Genomic DNA, 16,413 nt, shown 5'->3' on the forward strand with positions numbered 1-16,413 from the left:
CGGCCTCAGCGGCGGGTGGCCAGCGAGCGCAGCTCGTGCGCGGCCTCCGGCGTCGGGGCGGTGTCGAGCAGCCGGGCGAAGGCGCGCTCCTCGCGCCGCAGGGCCCTGGTCCGCCGGTGCTCGGCCAGGCGGGTGCGCAGACGGGACATGGCGGGTTCCTCGGGTCAGGTGCCGGCCGGCGCCGGCACGCGGGGGAGCGGAGCGGAGACGGCGTACACGCCGTCCGCGGGGGTGAGGCTGGCGCCGGGCAGCAGCCGCCGGACCAGGCCGACGACGCGGTCGTTGTCGGCCTGGACGTCCGCGACGACGGTGGTGACGCCGCGGCGCGCGGCCAGGTCCAGCAGGTCGCGCAGCAGCTGGCGGCCGACGCCGGCGCGCTGCCACCCGTCCTCGACCACGACGGCGACCTCGGCGGTGGCCGGTGCCGTGGGCGACCGGTCGTACCGGGCCACACCGACGACCTCGTCGCCGACGACGGCGACGAGGGCCTCGCGCAGGTCGTGGTCGACCTCGACCAGGTGCGGCAGCGCGTCGGACGGCGGCCGGTGCAGCGGGGCGTGGAAGCGGCGGTGGACCGTCTCGGGGGACAGCCGGCTCCACAGCCGGCAGAACCGGGGCGCGTCGTCGGCGCGCACCGGCCGGGTGGGGAGGGGGATGTCCATGCCGGCCTCCTGAGTTCGTGAAGCGAACTCTGCTCCCCATGAGTGAGTTCGTCAAGTGAACCCAGCGCGGTACCCTGACGTGGTGAGCGACGCCGTCTGGGACCGGTCCCGGTGCTCGGTCGCCGGCACGCTGGCCGTCGTCGGGGAGAAGTGGAGCCTGCTGGTGCTGCGCGAGGCGTTCCTCGGCGTGCGCCGGTTCGCCGACTTCCAGCGGGTGCTGGGCGCCCCCCGCGCGGTGCTCACCGACCGACTGGCCACGCTGGTGGACCAGGGGGTGCTGCGCCGGGTGCCGTACCAGGCCGAGGGGGAGCGGCAACGGCACGAGTACCGGCTGACCCGCAAGGGCGTCGACCTGTACCCCGCGCTGGTTGCGCTCATGGAGTGGGGCGACCGGTACCTCACCGAGGACGGCGAGCCCCCGCTGGAGCTGCGGCACCGCGACTGCGGCGAGCCCGTGCACCTGACCCTGGTCTGCGCCGCGGGGCACGAGCTCTCCGGCGCCCGCGAGGTGCGGCCCGTGCCCCGGGTGCCCTCCGGCTGACCGTTCCCGCGGGCGGAAGCCGGCGTGACGCCGGTCCGGGGCCGCTGACAGGGTCGAGGGCATGCCGGCCTCCGGGGACCCTCGCCGTCTCGCCGCCCTGTCGCTCCCCGACACGACCGTCGACTCGGTGGTCGACCACCCCGGCGACGCGACGACGCCCGCCTCCTGCCGCGTGCAGCTGACCGTCACCCACCCTCCGGCGCGGGACCGCGTGACCGTCTGGGTGCACCTGCCCGCCGAGGACTGGAACGGGCGGTTCCAGGGCGTCGGGGGCGGCGGCTTCCTCGGCGGCTCGCCGGAGTCCCTGCTCGACCCGCTGCGCGCCGGCTACGCCTGCGCCGCGACCGACGCCGGGCACCCCGACGCCACCGCGTCCTTCGCCCTCGACGCCCGCGGGCGCCTGGACTGGCAGGCCATCCGGGACTTCGGCCACGTCGGCATCCACGACATGACCGTCGCGGCCAAGGCCGTCGTCACCGCGTACTACGGCGAGGGCCCCGCCTACTCGTACTTCACCGGCTGCTCCACGGGCGGCCGGCAGGGGCTGATGGAGGCCCAGCGGTACCCGGCCGACTACGACGGCGTGCTCTCCGGTGCCCCCGCCATCAACTGGCCGCGGATGCAGGTCGGCCAGATCTGGGGCCAGCTGGTCATGCTCGAGTCGGGGACGTTCGTGTCGGCGGCCAAGTTCGCGGCGGCGCTGGACGCGATCGTGGAGCAGTGCGACACGGTCGGCGACGGCGTCCGCGACCGGGTGGTCGGCGACCCGCTGGCCGCCCGGCCGGACTTCGACGCGCTCGTCGGACTGCCCACCCCGGACGGCGGGTTGACCGCCGCGGAGGTGGAGGTCGTCCGCCGGATCGGCGAGGGCCCGCGGCGCCGGGACGGCGGGTTCCTCTGGTACGGGCTGGCGCCGGGTGCCCCGTTCGCCGGGCTGCACGACACCGCGGTCGTCGACGGGGAGCTGGTCGGGCAGCCGTTCGTCTTCGACCTGTGGTGGATCGGCCTGTTCCTCGAGCAGGACCCCTCCTGGGACTGGCGCACCCTCACCCGCGAGGCGTTCGAGGCCCACTTCGACCGGTCGGTGGAGATGTACTCCGCCGTCCTCGCCGCCGACGACCCGGACCTGTCGGCGTTCGCCGACCGCGGTGGCAGGGCGCTGCTGTGGCACGGGGCGGCGGACTTCGGCATCCCGTTCCAGGGCACCGTCGACTACTACGAGCGGGTGCGGGCGCGGATGGGCGCCGAGCGCACCGACGAGGTCCTGCGGCTGTTCCTCGCACCGGGCGTCGGGCACTGCGGCGGCGGGGCCGGGCCGCAGCCGACCGGGCAGTTCGAGGCCCTGGTGGCGTGGGTGGAGCAGGGCACCGCCCCGGAGGAGATCCGCGCGGTCCGGACGACGGAGGACGGCGCGGTCGCCTCGGCCCGCCCGGTCTACGCCTACCCCGGGGTGGCCCGCTGGACCGGTGAGGGCGACCCGGACGACGCGGCGAGCTTCACCCGTGCCGAGGGCACCCGGCTGGTCCTGCCGCCGGGCCGCTGAGCCTTGCCCCGGCGGCGGTCGCGGGTCGACGCTGTCGGGGCGAGGGGAGGCGGCGATGGCTGTCGAGTCGGTGACCTGCTGCATCGCCGGGGGCGGCCCGGCGGGGATGGTGCTCGGCCTGCTGCTGGCGCGGCAGGGGGTCGAGGTCCTGGTGCTGGAGAAGCACGGTGACTTCCTGCGCGACTTCCGCGGTGACACCGTGCACCCCTCGACGCTGCGCCTGCTCGACGAGCTCGGCCTGGCCGACGAGTTCCTGCAGCTGCCGCACTCGGAGGTGACCCGGCTCGGGGTGACCACCGACGACGGCACGTTCGTCCTCGCCGACTTCGGCCGGCTGCCCGGCCGGTTCCCCTTCGTGGCGTTCGTGCCGCAGTGGGACCTGCTGGACTTCCTCGCCGACCGCGCGCGGGAGCTGCCCACGTTCGGCCTGCGCATGGACGCCGAGGTGGTCGGGCTGCTGAGCGAGGACGGCGCGGTGCGCGGCGTGCGGTACCGCACCCCGGACGGGGAGGAGCACGAGGTCCGCGCGACGCTGACCGTGGCCGCCGACGGCCGGCACTCCCGCGTGCGCGAGGCCGCCGGCCTGCGGCTGCGCGAGTTCGGCGCACCGATGGACGTGCTGTGGACCCGGCTGCCGAAGCTCCCCGGCGACGGGGGCCCGCAGTTCGGCGGCGCGGGCCGGGTCACCCGCGGCCGGCTGCTCATCCTGCTCGACCGCGGGGACTACTGGCAGTCGGCGTACCTCGTGCCCAAGGGGGGCTTCGCCGGACTGCAGGCGGCCGGGTTCGAGGCCTTCCGCGCCGACCTCGCCACGCTGCTGCCGGCGATGCCCGCGGCGGTGGCCGCACTGCGCGGGTGGGACGACGTCCGGGTGCTGACCGTGCGGGTGGACCGGTCGCGGCGCTGGCACCGGCCCGGGCTGCTGCTCGTCGGGGACGCCGCGCACGCGATGTCCCCGATCGGCGGGGTGGGCATCAACCTCGCCGTCCAGGACGCCGCCGCCGCGGCCCGCCTGCTCGCCGGCCCGCTGCGCCGCGGCGCGGTGAGCCCCCGGGACCTCGCCCGGGTGCGGCTGCGGCGGCTGCTGCCGACGGTCCTCACCCAGTTCCTGCAGCGGCAGATCCAGGCCCGCTTCCTCCAGCGGGTGCTGGCCGGCGACCGGCCGGTGGGCACGCCCCGCGTGCTGCGGGTGCTCGCCCGGCACCCCGTGCTGCAGGGCCTGCCGGCCCGCGTGATCGGCATCGGCGTGCTGCCCGAGCACGCACCCCCCGGGGCCCGGGCGCGGACCGCCGCGGCGGCCGCGCCGGGCGGGTGACGCCCCGTGCGCCGCGCGGTCGCCGGGCTGCTGGCCTGGTTCGCCTTCTTCGGTCTCGCCGTCGGCGCGTGGCAGGTGCTCGCCCCGGCCAGCTTCTTCCGCGACTTCCCCGGCTTCGGCCGGCACTGGGTCGACGTGGACGGCCCGTACAACGAGCACCTGCTCCGCGACGTCGGGCAGGGCAACCTGGCCGTGGGCGTGGTGGCCCTGGTGGCGCTGCTGACCGGCGGCGTGTGGCTGGCCCGGGCCACCGGCCTGGCCGCCGTCGTGGCCAACCTGCCGCACCAGCTCTACCACCAGCAGCACGTGCACGTCCTCGAGACGACCAGCGACGAGGTGCTGCAGACGGTCACCCTCAGCCTGGTGTCGCTGGCCGCCGTGGCGCTCGTCGTCCTGGCCTTCCGGTTGCCCGTCGAGCCCCGCAGCACCGGTGCGGCCGCCGCCCGGGCCGGGGCGGAGCCGCCCCGGCAGCGGACCTGACCCCCGGCACGCGGCCGGCGGCCGCCGCGCGGGCCGCGGCCGGCCGCGCTCAGACCGCCGGGGGCTGCTCCGGCGGGGGTGCCGTCGGGTCCGTGGGGCCGGGCTGCGGCACCGGCGCGGGGCCGGGTGGGGAGACCGGGTCCACGGGCGACGGTGACGGCGAGGGTGGCTGGGGCGCGGGAGGCGGTGGCATCGTCATCACCCGACGCTAGACCCGGGACGCCCCGCGTGTGCCCTCCCGCGCGCGGGGTGCGGACGCCGTCCGCGCGGGTACCCGTCCCCCGCCCCGCGGCGGGGGCGACCAGAGCGGAGCCGTGGCGTGGACCCCTCGGTACTGCTGGCCGACGCGGCCGAGAACCTCTACCCGGCGCGCATGCAGATGGCCCTGTCGCTGGGCTGGCACATCGTCTTCGCCTGCTTCGGGGTCGCCTTCCCGCTGATCACCGTCGTCGCCGAGTGGCTGGGCCACCGGCGGGGGGACGCCGTCCTGAGCGGGCTGGCCCGGACGTGGGCCAAGGCGATGGGCGTGCTGTTCGCCGCCGGCGCGGTGTCGGGCACCCTGCTGTCGTTCGAGATGGGCATCCTGTGGCCGGGCCTCATGGACCGCTTCGGCGAGGTCTACGGCTTCCCCTTCGTGCTCGAGGGGTTCGCCTTCTTCATCGAGGCGATCTTCGTGGGCGTCTACCTGTTCGGCTGGGACCGGCTGCCGCCCCGGGTGCACATGCTCAGCGCCCTCCCGATGGTCGTGTCCGGCATGGCCGGGGCGTTCTTCGTCGTCGCCGCCAACGCGTGGATGAACAACCCCACCGGGTTCCGGCTCGACGAGCAGGGCCGGGTGGTGGACGCGCAGCCGTGGGCGGCCATGTTCGGCCCGTCCACCTGGCCGCAGGTGGTGCACATGCTGCTGGCCGCCTACATGGTCACCGGGTTCACCGTGGCGTCGGTGTACGCCGTCGGCATGCTCCGCGGCCGCCGCGACGCCCGGCACCGCGCCGGGCTGCTCCTGCCGCTGACGTTCGCGGCGGTGGCCTCGCCGGTGCAGCTGGTCGTCGGTGACTGGATCGCCAACACCGTCGCCGACAACCAGCCGGCCAAGCTGGCCGCGATGGAGGGGCTCTACGAGACCACCGCCGGCGCGCCCCTGTCGATCGGCGGGGTCTTCGTCGACGACGAGATGCGCTACGCGCTGGAGATCCCCAACGGCCTGTCCCTGCTCGTCCACCACGACCCCGACGCGGTGGTGACCGGCCTGGCCGAGTTCCCGCCCGACGAGCGGCCACCGGTGAACGTGGTGCACCTGGCCTTCGACACGATGGTGGGCCTCGGCACGGCGCTGCTGCTGCTGGCGCTGTGGTTCGGCCTCGTGTGGTGGCGGCGCCGGCGCCTCCCCGGCACGCCGTGGTTCCTGCGGGCGGTGGCGGTCTCCGGCGTCGCGGCCGTCGTCGCCATGGAGGCCGGCTGGATCACCACCGAGGTCGGCCGCCAGCCGTGGACGGTGTACGGCATCCTGCGCACCGCGGACGCCGTCAGCCCCGCGCCCGGCCTGTACCTCGGCTTCTACGCCGTGGTGGTCGTCTACGTGGCGCTCACCGCGCTCACCGTCGTGGTGCTGCGCCGCCTGGCGCGCAGCTCCGCGACCCCGGCCCCGCAGGAGCGCGACGCCCCGCCGCCGGACCGCGACGCGGGCGAGGTGGCGCTGCGATGACGCTGGCCGAGGTGGTGCTCAGCGTCATGTTCGTCGGCCTCGTCGCCTACGGGGTGTTCGGCGGCGCGGACTTCGGCGCCGGCATCTGGGACCTGCTGGCCGGCGGCACCCGGCGCGGCGGCCCGCAGCGGGGGCTGATCGAGCGGTCCATCGCCCCGATCTGGGAGGCCAACCACGTCTGGCTGATCTTCGTGCTCGTCGTCCTCTGGACGGCGTTCCCCGGGGCGTTCGCGGCCGTGGTGACCACCCTCTACATCCCGCTGACCCTCGCCGCGTTCGGGATGATCGCCCGCGGTGCGGCCTTCGCGTTCCGCAAGAGCGTGACCACCCTGGGCCTGCGCCGCTTCCTCGGGGCCTGCTTCGCGCTGTCGTCGCTGGCCACGCCGTACTTCCTCGGGGCGGTGGTGGGCGGGGTGGCCTCCGGGCGGGTGCCGCCGGGCATCGCGGCCGGCGACGTCCTCACCAGCTGGCTCAACCCGACGTCGGCGCTCGGCGGCGTGCTGGCGGTCCTCGTCTGCGCCCACCTCGCGGCGGTCTTCCTCTGCGCGGACGCCCGGCGCGAGGGCGCCGACGACCTGGTCCGGCAGTTCCGGACCCGCGCGCTGGGCACCGCCGCCGTCACCGGCGCGGCCGGCATCGCCGGGCTGTTCGTGCTGCGTGCCGACGCGCCGCAGCTGTTCGAGGGGCTGACCGGCCGGGCCCTGCCCGTGGTGGCGCTGTCGGTGGTGGCCGGGCTGGCCGCGCTGGGCCTGCTCGCCACGCGGCGGTACGTGCCGGCCCGGGCGGCGTCGGCGCTGGCGGTCACCGCGATCCTGGTGGGCTGGGCCGTGGCCCAGTACCCGTACGTGCTCGTCCCGGACCTGACCATCGAGCAGGCCGCCGGCGGGCGGCCCACCCTCGTCGCGATGCTCGTGGCGCTCCTGGCCGGCTCGGTGCTGCTGGTGCCGGCGCTGGTGTACCTCTACGTCCTGTTCCAGCGTGCGCCTCCGCAGCACGCGGCCGGCACCCCGTCAGCCGGCGGTGGCGCCCCCGGCTGACCCCGGGGCCCGGCGCGGCCGACCGCCGCGCCGGGCCGGAGGGTCAGATGCCCTGGACGGAGTCGGCCTGCGGGCCGCGCTGGCCGGGGCTGGCCTCGTACTCCACGCGCTGCCCCTCGTCGAGGCTGCGGTACCCGCCCTGGTCGGCGATCGCGGAGAAGTGCACGAAGACGTCGGGGCCGCCGTCGTCGGGCTCGATGAAGCCGAAGCCCTTCTCGGCGTTGAACCACTTCACCGTGCCGCGGGCCCGGCCGCCGCCACCACCGCCACCGCCGCGGGGGCCGCCGCCGCGCGGACCGGCGTCCCGGTAGCCCTGGTCGCGGTAGCCCTGGTCGCGGTAGCCCGAGTCGCGGTAGCCGGAGTCGCGGGGCCCCGAGTCACGGCCGCGTCCGCCGCCCCCCTCGGGGCGGACGTCCTCGGCCTGCGGACCCCGCTGCCCCTGGGTGGCCTCGTACTCGACCCGCTGGCCCTCGTCCAGGCTGCGGTAGCCCCCGGTGTCGGCGATCGCGGAGAAGTGCACGAACACGTCGGCGCTGCCGTCGTCGGGGGTGATGAAGCCGAAGCCCTTCTCGGCGTTGAACCACGACACCGTGCCGGTGCTGCGGCTCCCGCCCCGGGACGGCGACCGGCCGCGGTCGCGGCCGCCCTCGCGGTCCCGGTAGCCGGCGTCCCGGCCGCGGTCCCCGCCGCGGCCGCCCGGCGCCCCGCCGACCGGCCGGACCCCTTCCGCCTGGGGCCCCCGCTGCCCCTGACTGGTCTCGAACTCGACCCGCTGACCCTCGTCCAGGCTGCGGTAACCACCGGTGTCGGCGATCGCCGAGAAGTGGACGAAGACGTCCGGGCTGCCGTCGTCGGGCTCGATGAACCCGAAGCCCTTGTCGGCGTTGAACCACTTCACCGTGCCCTGCGGCATGTACCTGCTCCTGCGTCGTCCGGCGCGACGGGTCGGTCCCGTCACCCACGCCCAGGGTGCCCTACCCACCCGGCACCCGGTTCCCCCGCCCCGGCCCGGATCCTCCGATCGCGTCGCACACCCGGCGCCGCGGCCCGGCTGCCCCTACCGTGCGCTCGTGGGCAAGCGGGTGGTCGTGGTGGGTGGGGACGCCGCCGGCGCCAGCGCGGCGTCGCAGGCGCGCAAGCGGCGGCCGGACCTCGACGTCGTCGTGTTCGAGCGGGGCCGGGCCACGTCGTACTCCGCGTGCGGCATCCCGTACTGGATCAGCGGCGCGGTGGAGTCCGAGGCGGCGCTGGTCGCCCGGACGCCGGAGCAGCACCGGGCCGCCGGCATCGACGTCCGGATGCGCACGGAGGTCGTCGGGATCGACCTGGACCGCCGGGTCGTCCACTGGCACGACCTGGCCGGCGGCGGGTCGGGCGTCGAGCCGTTCGACGACCTGGTCTACGCGACCGGCAGCGTCCCGATGCGCCCGCCGGTGCCCGGCATCGACGCCCCCGGTGTGCACGGCGTGCAGGTGCTCGACGACGGGGTGGCGCTGCGCGCCGCGCTGGACGCCGGTGACGTCCGCCGGGTGGTCGTGGTGGGCGGCGGCTACATCGGGCTGGAGATCGCCGAGGCCTGCCGGGTGCGGGGCCTCGACGTCACCGTCGTCGACCGGTCGGCCACCCCGGTGGGCACCTTCGACCCCGATGTCGGGGAGTTCATCGCCGAGGCGGTGCGCCAGGAGGGGATCGAGCTGGTCCTCTCCGACCCGGTCGCCGCGATCGAGACCGGCGCCGACGGCCGGGCGCGCGCCGTGGTCACCGCGAGCGGCCGCGAGCTGCCCGCCGACCTGGTGGTGCTGGGCCTGGGGGTCCGGCCGGCGGTCCGGCTGGCGCAGGAGGCCGGCATCCCCCTGGGCATCTCCGGTGGGGTCTCCGTCGACGCCCGCATGCGCACCGACGTCGAGGGGGTGTGGGCGGCGGGGGACTGCGTGGAGTCCCGCCACCGGCTCTCCGGCCAGCGGGTCGTGGTCGCGCTCGGCACCCACGCCAACAAGCAGGGCCGGGTGGCCGGCATCAACATCGCCGGCGGGTACGCCACCTTCCCCGGCGTCATCGGCACCGCGATCACCAAGATCTGCGACGTGGAGGCGGCGCGCACCGGCCTGTCCGAGGAGGAGGCCGACGCGGCCGGCTACTCCTTCGTCACGGCCGTCGTCGACTCCACCACGAAGGCCGGCTACTTCCCCGGCGCCCAGCCCATCCGGGTCAAGATGATCGCCGAACGGCGCAGCGGACGGCTGCTGGGGGCGCAGATCGTCGGCCGGGCGGAGTCGGCCAAGCGCATCGACGCCCTCGCCATCTGCATCTGGAACGAGATGGGCGTCGACGAGATCCTCTCCCTCGACCTCTCCTACGCCCCGCCGTTCTCCCCGGTCTGGGACCCCGTGCTCATCGCCGCACGCAAGGCCTTCGACGCCGTGGAGGCCGACGTCCGGCGGCTGTGACACCGGGTGTCCTGCGGCCGGTCGGTCCGGCCGGGGTACCGGACCCCCGTGCCGACCCGTCGCAGCGTGCTCGCCGCCGGGGGCGGCCTCGCCCTCGGGGGGCTCCTGGCCGGCTGCGGCCCGGCCGACGTCGGCGCGCCCGCGGACGGCGCCGCGGTCCTGTCGGCGCGGCCGGCGGCGGAGGCGTCCGGGTCGTTCCCCGCCGCCGGCACCCGTCCGCTCGGACTCGGGGCTCCCCGCGAGGTGCTCCTGCACGTGCCGCCCGGCCTGTCACCAGGGAGACCGGCGGCGCTGGTGGTGACCCTGCACGGCGCCGGCGGCGACGCCGCCGCAGGGCTGCACCTCCTGCGGCAGCAGGCCGACCGGGTGGGTCTGGTCCTCCTCGCCCCGGCCTCCCGCGGCGCGACCTGGGACGCCGTGCAGGGGGGCTACGGCGCCGACACCGAGCTCCTGGACCGCGCGCTGGCGCGGGTCCTCGCCCTGGGCCCGGTCGACCCGGGGCGCGTGGCGGTCGCCGGGTTCTCCGACGGGGCCTCCTACGCCCTCGGGGTCGGCCTGGCCAACGGAGGGCTGTTCCGCCGCGTCGTGGCCTTCTCACCGGGCTTCGTGCCCCCGGCGCGGCCCTCGGGCCGGCCGGCCGTCTTCGTCTCCCACGGCGTCGCCGACGACGTCCTGCCGCTGCGGCGGACCAGCGCCCGGATCGTCCCCGCCCTGCGGGACGCCGGTCACGACGTCACGTACCGCGAGTTCGCCGGGGGGCACACGGTGCCCCCGGAGATCGCCGACGAGGCGGCCCGCTGGCTCGTCCCGCCCGGGTGAGCGGGTCAGACCCGCACGAGGACCTTCATCCCCGATCCGGTGCGCAGCCGGCCGAAGGCGCCGACCAGGTCGTCCACGTCGATCTCCTCCACCCACCCGGTGGTGTCGTAGCGGCCCTCGGCCATCGCCGCGATGACCGCGTCGAAGTCCCGCGGCAGGTAGGCCAGCACGCCGGTCATCGACGTCTCGCCGAACACGAGCACGGTCGGGTTGAACTCGAACCCCTTCTCGTGCAGGGCGACGACGACCAGCCGACCGCCGGGAGCCAGCAGACCGATCGCCTGCACGACCGCGGCCCCGGCGCCGGCCGCGTCGAACGCCACGTCCACCCCGTCGCCACCGGTGACGTCGGCGACGGCCGCGGCGAGGTCCCCGCCGGTCGGGTCGACGACGTGCGTCGCGCCGAGCCCGGCCACCGCGGCGCGCCGGGACGGACTGGGCTCGGAGACGACCACGGTCTCGACGCCGCGGGCGCGCAGCGCGAACCACAGACCGATGCCGATCGGCCCCGCGCCGGCGACCAGCGCCGTCTGTCCGGGGCGGATGCCGCTGGTGTCGACGGCGTGCCAGGCCACCGCCATGGGCTCGACGAGCGCCCCCATGCGCAGGTCGACCTGTTCGGGCAACCGGTGCAGCATCGTGGCGGGCACCGTCGTGAACTCGGCCATGCCACCGCCGTCACTGGTCAGGCCGTGGAAGCCGAAGCTGCGGCAGGTGTTGACCATGCCCGCGCGGCAGGCCGCGCACCGCCCGCAGTGGTAGACCGGCCAGACCGCGACCCGGTCGCCGACGGTCACGCCGTCCACGCCGTCGCCGAGCTCCACGACGGTGCCGGAGAACTCGTGGCCGAGCACCTGGGGCGGCATCGAGCCGGTCAGCGGGTGCGGGGTGGTGTAGTCCAGGCCGGAGCTCTCCGGGGTGTAGTAGACGTGCAGGTCCGAGCCGCAGATGCCGGCGTAGGCGTTGCGCAGCTTGACCTGGCCGGGCCCGGGCGAGGGCTCCTCGACGTCCTCGATCCGGACGTCCTCGCGGGCGTGGAAGCGGGCTGCCTTCACGGGTGCCTCCTCGGGAGGTCGGGAGGGGGTGCCGCCGGAGCCCGTCCGGCGGCACCCCGCACGGGTCAGGCCTGACCGGCGGCGGCCCGCTCCTGGGCGTACCGGTCGGACGCCGCCTGGATCGCGGCGCCGTTCTTGGCGTCGAGCTCGGCGTGCTTGCCGCGGGCCCAGGACTCCGCGGCCAGCAGCCGCCGCTGGGAGGGCTGGAAGGCCGGGATGACGTGGCGGGCGAACAGCTCGAAGCTGCGCTGGGTGGCCTGCCAGTTGGCCCAGTCGTGCTGCAGCAGGATGTAGCAGCCGAACCCGCCGTCGGACTGGTCGACCAGGCGCTGGATCTGCGCGATCGCGTCGTCCGGCGTGCCCACCACGCCCCAGCCGCTCTCGTCGAGCCAGGCCAGCCGCTCGTCGAAGGTGTCCCCGGGGATGCGGACCGGCGGGAGGGCGAGGGTCTTCTGGGTGTAGTCGACGAAGGCGTCGAAGCCGTAGCGGATGTCCTCGACGGCCTGCTCGCGGGTCTCGGCGATGTGCATCGGCCCCATCAGCCGCCACCGGGACCGGTCGGTGGGCCGTCCGGCCGCGGCCGCCTCGGCCTCCAGCACGTTCCAGTGGTGGGCGAGGACGTCGAAGCCCTCCTTGGTGGTCGCGCCGACCGAGAGCATGCCCAGCCCGTACTTGCCGGCGAGGGTGGGCCCGGTCGGCGAGGCGGTGGCGGCGACCGCGACCTCGAAGCACGGGTCCTGGTAGGGGGCCAGCTGGCAGCGGGCGTCGACCAGCCGGTACCGGTCGGTCTCCACCGTCACCGGCTCCTCGGTGGTCAGCAGGCGCAGCAGCACGTCGAGGTCCTCGTGCAGCGCCGGGCGCAGCTGGGCGGGCTCGAGGCCGATCATCGCGGCGTCGGTGGGCAGCGAGCCGGGCCCCACGCCGAGCATGAACCGGCCGCGGAGCAGGTGGTCGACCAGGATCGCGCGGTCGGCGACCCACAGCGGGTTGTGGTACGGGATGGAGACCACGCCGGTGCCCAGCTTGATGTCCCGGGTGAGCGCCCCGACGTGGGCGATGAACGTCAGCGGGTCGGCGATGATCTCCGTGGCCGCCGAGTGGTGCTCGCCGATCCAGGCCTCGTCGAACCCGAGCCGGTCCAGCAGCTGGATGGTCTCGACGTCGCGCTGCAGCGAGGTCGTCGCGTTCTGGGTGGGCGGGCTGTTGAACGGCGGCATGAACAGGCCGAAGCGCATCTTGGTCATGGGCGGATCTCCTCCGGGTGCGGCGGTGGACCAGGGGACGCAGCCGGGGTCGGCTGCGGGATCGGGACTACGTGGTGAGCGGGCGGTAGCGACGCAGCTTCTGGTAGAGGGTCCCGCGGGAGATGCCGAGCCGCGCGGCGGTGGCGGACTTGTTCCCGCCGCACTCGGCCAGGGTGGCGGCGATGACGTCGGACTCGGCCTGCTCGAGCGGGGTCAGCCGCCGTCCGGCGGGGGCGCCCCCGGCCGGCGGTACGGGTGTGGCGGGGGCGGCCGCGCGGAGCACCAGCACGGCGCCGTCGCGCAGGGACCCGGGCCGCACCGGGACGACGTCGGCGACGACGCCCGCGCCGAGGGCCACCGCCGACGCGCCGGGTCCGGCGTCGGACACGGCGGCCCAGACCGCGGCGTGGTCGAGGCCGAGGGCCGCGGCGGAGGCGTCGGCCAGCAGCAGGTCCGCGGTGAGGGTGAGCACCGGCGCCGTCGTCCGCTCCCGGGCGGCGAGGAAGGCCCGCAGCAACCGGTGCTCGGCGTCCGTGGCGGCCTCGGCGAGCGCGGTCCGGACGCCGTCGGCCAGCGACCGTGCGGCCACCTGCAGGAACGGCCCGGCCTCGGCGGCCCGGCTGGTCACGTTGACCGCGCCGACCGTGCGGCCGCTCACCGGGGACACGACCGGCACCGCCACGCACGCCCACCGGTGGAAGGACTCGACGAAGTGCTCGCTGCCGAGGACGGTCGCCATCCGGCCGGTCTCCAGGGCGGTGCCGATGCCGCAGGTCCCGACCCGCTCCTCGTCGAAGGTGGCGCCGAAGCGCATGCCCGACCGGTCGCACTCGGCGCCCAGGACGCGGTCGGACACCCACCGCCAGACGACGTGCCCGTCGGGGTCGGCCAGCGCCAGGCAGGTGCGGCTGTCGGCGAGCAGGTCGGCCATGCGCAGCAGCACCGGCGCGGCGGCGCGGATGAACGGCGAGTCGTCGTCGGCCGCTCCCAGCGGGGGCACGTCGAGGCCGGGGTCGACCCCGCTCCACCGGGAGCGCCGCCACGAGGCCAGCACCTCGGTGCGGACGCCGGCGGGTTCGGCGCCGGCCTGGAAGGAGTCCCACGCGGCGACGGTCGACACGCCCACCTCCTGTCGGTGTCCGGGCGCCCGCCGTTCCGGGCGGGCCGCGGCCCAGCGAGTATGTCCCAGCTCACACGGAGGCGGACTGTGCGAAAGGTGAACAGTCGGACGCCCGGCCCTGCGGGGGCCTGTGACGGTTGACACACCGGGTCGGTACCGACTGGAATCGGGTGGCCGTGCTGCGGACAGGTGTCCGCGTCATCCCCCGTGCGAGAAGAGGCAGTCCATGAGCTCACCCGCGACGACGGTCCCCACCTCGGGAGGAGCGGCCGTCGCGGTCGACGTCCTCGTGGTCGGGTCCGGGCCGGCCGGCGCGTCGGCGGCCCTGTTCCTGGCCACCTACGGCACCTCCACGCTGCTGGTCACCAAGTACGGGCGGCTGTCGGACACCCCCCGGGCGCACATCACCAACCAGCGCACGATGGAGACGATGCGCGACATGGGCGTCGAGGAGCGCCTCATGCGCGAGGCGACGCCGTGGCAGTACATGGGCAACACGACGTTCTGCACCAGCCTGGCCGGCGAGGAGCTGGGGCGGATCCCCTCGTGGGGCACCGACACCGTCCGGCACGCCGACTACGAGCTGGCCAGCCCGACGACGATGCTCGACGCCCCGCAGACGATCACCGAGCCGATCCTGGTCCAGGCCGCCCAGGAGCGCGGCGCGCGGATCCGCTTCGACACCGAGTACGTCTCCCACGTCCAGGACGACGACGGCGTGACCACGACCGTGCGCGACCGGCTCTCCGGCGTGGAGTACACGATCCGCTCGAAGTACCTGATCGGTGCCGACGGCGCCCGCAGCAAGGTCGCCGCCGACCTCGACCTGCCCTACGAGGGCCCCGGCGCGGTCGCCGGCGCGCTGAGCATCGTCTTCGAGGCCGACCTGTCCCGGTTCGTGGCGCACCGGCCCTCGGTCCTCTACTGGATGCTCCAGCCCGGTGCGGAGAAGGAGGGCGTCGGCCTCGGGGTGCTGCGCATGATCAAGCCCTGGCACGAGTGGATGCTCATGTGGGGCTACGAGGTCGCCGCCGGCCCGCCGGAGCTCACCGACGAGGTGGTCCGGGAGCTGGCCGTGGCGCTGGTCGGCACCGACGACTTCGAGATGCACGTCAAGTCCCGCTCGCCGTGGACGGTCAACCACCACTTCGCCACGACGATCGCCAAGGGCCGGGTCTTCTGCGCCGGCGACGCGATCCACCGGCACCCGCCGACCAACGGCCTGGGGTCCAACACCTCCATCCAGGACAGCTACAACCTGGCCTGGAAGCTGGCCCACGTCGTGGCCGGGACGGCGGACCCGTCGCTGCTGGACAGCTACGACGCCGAGCGCGCGCCGATCGCCCGGCAGATCGTCGAGCGGGCCAACCAGAGCATCGCCGACACCGGCAAGATCCTGTCCGCCCTCGACCTCGAGCACACCGAGGCCGACCACCTGGAGCAGCAGCTGTCGCTGTGGAAGTCACCCGGGCCGGAGGGGGAGAAGATCCGGACCGCGCTGCGCGAGGCGATCGCCTACAAGGCCTACGAGTTCGACGCGCACGGGGTCGAGCACAACCAGCGCTACGCCTCCTCGGCGGTCGTCCCCGACGGGACGCCGATGCCCGAGTACCGCCGCGACCCGGTGCTCTACGCCCAGGCCACCACCTGGCCCGGCGCGAAGATCCCGCACACCTGGGTGACCGTCGGCGGGGTGCGCACCTCCACGCTGGACCTGGTCGGGCGTGGCCGCTTCGCCGTCGTCACCGGGATCGGCGGCGAGGCCTGGCTGACCGCGGCCGCGGAGGTCGGCGCCGAGCTGGGGCTGACCATCACCCCCGTGTCCATCGGCCCCGGCCGGCCGGTCGAGGACCCGTACGGCACGTGGGCGGAGCTGCGCGAGATCGAGGACGGCGGCGTCCTGCTGGTGCGGCCGGACCTCTACGTCGGGGCGCGGCAGCTCGGTGCGCCGTCCTCGGCGGAGCAGGCGCGCGACTGGCTGTCGACGGCGCTGCGGAGCATCCTCGGCCGCTGACCCACACCGGGGCCGGGGACGCAGCGCTCCTGCGTCCCCGGCCCCCGCTCAGCCGCCGACGACCACGTGCCAGGGGCGGATGGTCCAGCTCGTCACCAGGCCCTGCACGACGTAGGGGTCGCTCCCGGCGAACCGCTCGACCACCTCGCGGGGCGCGGTCCACACCAGCAGGGCCCGGTCGTACGGGTCCGGGAGCGCGCCGGCGAGCAGGAGCTCACCCCGCTCGTGGGCGGCGCGGGCCAGGGCGAGGTGCTCGTCGCGCAGCGCCGCCCGGCGCTCCAGGTAGTCCTCGGCCAGGCGGTACTCCAGGACCAGGTGCATGCCGCCACTGTCGCACCGGGGGGACCGGCGCACCCGGGGCGGCGCGGGGTCGGGCGGCGGGCCGGGGGAGGTCGACCACCCGGGCGACGTCCCCTGCGGCCGACGACGGA

At 75.7% G+C, this 16,413-nt stretch carries 16 protein-coding genes; 9 read left to right on the top strand and 7 right to left on the bottom strand.

The genetic code is table 11. From position 1 onward, the window contains the following. Positions 1–5: 5 nt before the first annotated feature. Entirely contained in the window at positions 6–149 is a 144-nt protein-coding gene (locus ACI79E_RS14110) for a hypothetical protein (RefSeq protein ID WP_456933182.1), read from the bottom strand. A gap of 15 nt (positions 150–164) precedes the next feature. After that, positions 165–662 (bottom strand): N-acetyltransferase family protein, encoded by a 498-nt coding sequence (locus ACI79E_RS14115; RefSeq protein WP_456933183.1) that lies wholly within the window; start codon positions 660–662, stop codon positions 165–167. An 82-nt stretch (positions 663–744) separates the two neighbouring features. Here ACI79E_RS14115 and ACI79E_RS14120 point away from each other — a divergent pair, with 82 nt between their 5' ends. The 6 genes from ACI79E_RS14120 to ACI79E_RS14145 all read left to right on the top strand — a co-directional run bounded on the left by ACI79E_RS14120 (position 745) and on the right by ACI79E_RS14145 (position 7,283). Next, the gene (locus tag ACI79E_RS14120) at positions 745–1,203 is read left to right on the top strand and encodes a winged helix-turn-helix transcriptional regulator (protein ID WP_456933184.1); all 459 of its coding nucleotides are present in this window, start codon (positions 745–747) and stop codon (positions 1,201–1,203) included. Between the two features lie 61 nt (positions 1,204–1,264). Further along, the gene (locus tag ACI79E_RS14125; protein ID WP_456933185.1) at positions 1,265–2,746 is read left to right on the top strand and encodes a tannase/feruloyl esterase family alpha/beta hydrolase; all 1,482 of its coding nucleotides are present in this window, start codon (positions 1,265–1,267) and stop codon (positions 2,744–2,746) included. Positions 2,747–2,801: 55 nt separating this feature from the next. Further along, on the top strand, positions 2,802–4,061 hold the full coding sequence (locus tag ACI79E_RS14130; RefSeq protein ID WP_456933186.1) for an FAD-dependent oxidoreductase: 1,260 nt from the start codon (positions 2,802–2,804) through the stop codon (positions 4,059–4,061). 6 nt (positions 4,062–4,067) lie between these two features. Continuing rightward, positions 4,068–4,541 carry a hypothetical protein gene (locus tag ACI79E_RS14135; protein WP_456933187.1) on the top strand — a complete coding sequence of 158 codons (474 nt, stop codon included), beginning with the start codon at positions 4,068–4,070 and terminating at the stop codon, positions 4,539–4,541. A 319-nt stretch (positions 4,542–4,860) separates the two neighbouring features. Next, the gene (locus tag ACI79E_RS14140; RefSeq protein ID WP_456933188.1) at positions 4,861–6,246 is read left to right on the top strand and encodes a cytochrome ubiquinol oxidase subunit I; all 1,386 of its coding nucleotides are present in this window, start codon (positions 4,861–4,863) and stop codon (positions 6,244–6,246) included. Beyond that, entirely contained in the window at positions 6,243–7,283 is a 1,041-nt protein-coding gene (locus ACI79E_RS14145) for a cytochrome d ubiquinol oxidase subunit II (protein ID WP_456933189.1), read from the top strand. Before ACI79E_RS14140 ends, ACI79E_RS14145 begins: the two co-directional genes overlap by 4 nt. A gap of 43 nt (positions 7,284–7,326) precedes the next feature. Here ACI79E_RS14145 and ACI79E_RS14150 read toward each other — a convergent pair whose 3' ends face one another. After that, positions 7,327–8,196: a cold-shock protein gene (locus tag ACI79E_RS14150; protein WP_456933190.1), complete on the bottom strand. Its 870-nt coding sequence runs from the start codon at positions 8,194–8,196 to the stop codon at positions 7,327–7,329. Between the two features lie 157 nt (positions 8,197–8,353). Between ACI79E_RS14150 and ACI79E_RS14155 the strand changes: the two genes are divergently transcribed. Together ACI79E_RS14155 and ACI79E_RS14160 are read left to right on the top strand one after the other, a co-directional pair. Continuing rightward, positions 8,354–9,730 (top strand): FAD-dependent oxidoreductase, encoded by a 1,377-nt coding sequence (locus ACI79E_RS14155; protein ID WP_456933191.1) that lies wholly within the window; start codon positions 8,354–8,356, stop codon positions 9,728–9,730. A 48-nt stretch (positions 9,731–9,778) separates the two neighbouring features. Next, complete coding sequence (locus ACI79E_RS14160) at positions 9,779–10,549, top strand: alpha/beta hydrolase (protein ID WP_456933192.1); 771 nt, start codon at positions 9,779–9,781, stop codon at positions 10,547–10,549. A 5-nt stretch (positions 10,550–10,554) separates the two neighbouring features. Here the strand turns inward: ACI79E_RS14160 and ACI79E_RS14165 are convergent, their stop codons facing one another. The 3 genes from ACI79E_RS14165 to ACI79E_RS14175 all read right to left on the bottom strand — a co-directional run bounded on the left by ACI79E_RS14165 (position 10,555) and on the right by ACI79E_RS14175 (position 13,968). Then, a complete protein-coding gene (locus ACI79E_RS14165; protein ID WP_456933193.1) occupies positions 10,555–11,604 on the bottom strand; it encodes a 2,3-butanediol dehydrogenase in 1,050 nt (349 codons plus the stop codon). Positions 11,605–11,669: 65 nt separating this feature from the next. Continuing rightward, a complete protein-coding gene (locus ACI79E_RS14170) occupies positions 11,670–12,848 on the bottom strand; it encodes an LLM class flavin-dependent oxidoreductase (protein WP_456933194.1) in 1,179 nt (392 codons plus the stop codon). Between the two features lie 67 nt (positions 12,849–12,915). After that, positions 12,916–13,968, bottom strand: a complete 1,053-nt coding sequence (locus ACI79E_RS14175; RefSeq protein ID WP_456933195.1) for a helix-turn-helix domain-containing protein — start codon at positions 13,966–13,968, stop codon at positions 12,916–12,918. Between the two features lie 226 nt (positions 13,969–14,194). Here ACI79E_RS14175 and ACI79E_RS14180 point away from each other — a divergent pair, with 226 nt between their 5' ends. Continuing rightward, positions 14,195–15,982 carry an FAD-dependent oxidoreductase gene (locus ACI79E_RS14180; protein ID WP_456933196.1) on the top strand — a complete coding sequence of 596 codons (1,788 nt, stop codon included), beginning with the start codon at positions 14,195–14,197 and terminating at the stop codon, positions 15,980–15,982. Positions 15,983–16,030: 48 nt separating this feature from the next. Here the strand turns inward: ACI79E_RS14180 and ACI79E_RS14185 are convergent, their stop codons facing one another. After that, positions 16,031–16,303 carry a YciI-like protein gene (locus tag ACI79E_RS14185; RefSeq protein WP_456933197.1) on the bottom strand — a complete coding sequence of 91 codons (273 nt, stop codon included), beginning with the start codon at positions 16,301–16,303 and terminating at the stop codon, positions 16,031–16,033. Positions 16,304–16,413 lie beyond the last annotated feature (110 nt).

This window comes from Geodermatophilus sp. SYSU D00079, assembly GCF_054050635.1.

Coding starts and splice junctions, on each gene's coding strand:
- ACI79E_RS14110 (WP_456933182.1), bottom strand. CDS start 149: ATGTCCCGTCTGCGCACCCGCCTGGCCGAGCACCGGCGGACCAGGGCC.
- ACI79E_RS14115 (WP_456933183.1), bottom strand. CDS start 662: ATGGACATCCCCCTCCCCACCCGGCCGGTGCGCGCCGACGACGCGCCC.
- ACI79E_RS14125 (WP_456933185.1), top strand. CDS start 1,265: ATGCCGGCCTCCGGGGACCCTCGCCGTCTCGCCGCCCTGTCGCTCCCC.
- ACI79E_RS14130 (WP_456933186.1), top strand. CDS start 2,802: ATGGCTGTCGAGTCGGTGACCTGCTGCATCGCCGGGGGCGGCCCGGCG.
- ACI79E_RS14145 (WP_456933189.1), top strand. CDS start 6,243: ATGACGCTGGCCGAGGTGGTGCTCAGCGTCATGTTCGTCGGCCTCGTC.
- ACI79E_RS14150 (WP_456933190.1), bottom strand. CDS start 8,196: ATGCCGCAGGGCACGGTGAAGTGGTTCAACGCCGACAAGGGCTTCGGG.
- ACI79E_RS14170 (WP_456933194.1), bottom strand. CDS start 12,848: ATGACCAAGATGCGCTTCGGCCTGTTCATGCCGCCGTTCAACAGCCCG.
- ACI79E_RS14180 (WP_456933196.1), top strand. CDS start 14,195: ATGAGCTCACCCGCGACGACGGTCCCCACCTCGGGAGGAGCGGCCGTC.
- ACI79E_RS14185 (WP_456933197.1), bottom strand. CDS start 16,303: ATGCACCTGGTCCTGGAGTACCGCCTGGCCGAGGACTACCTGGAGCGC.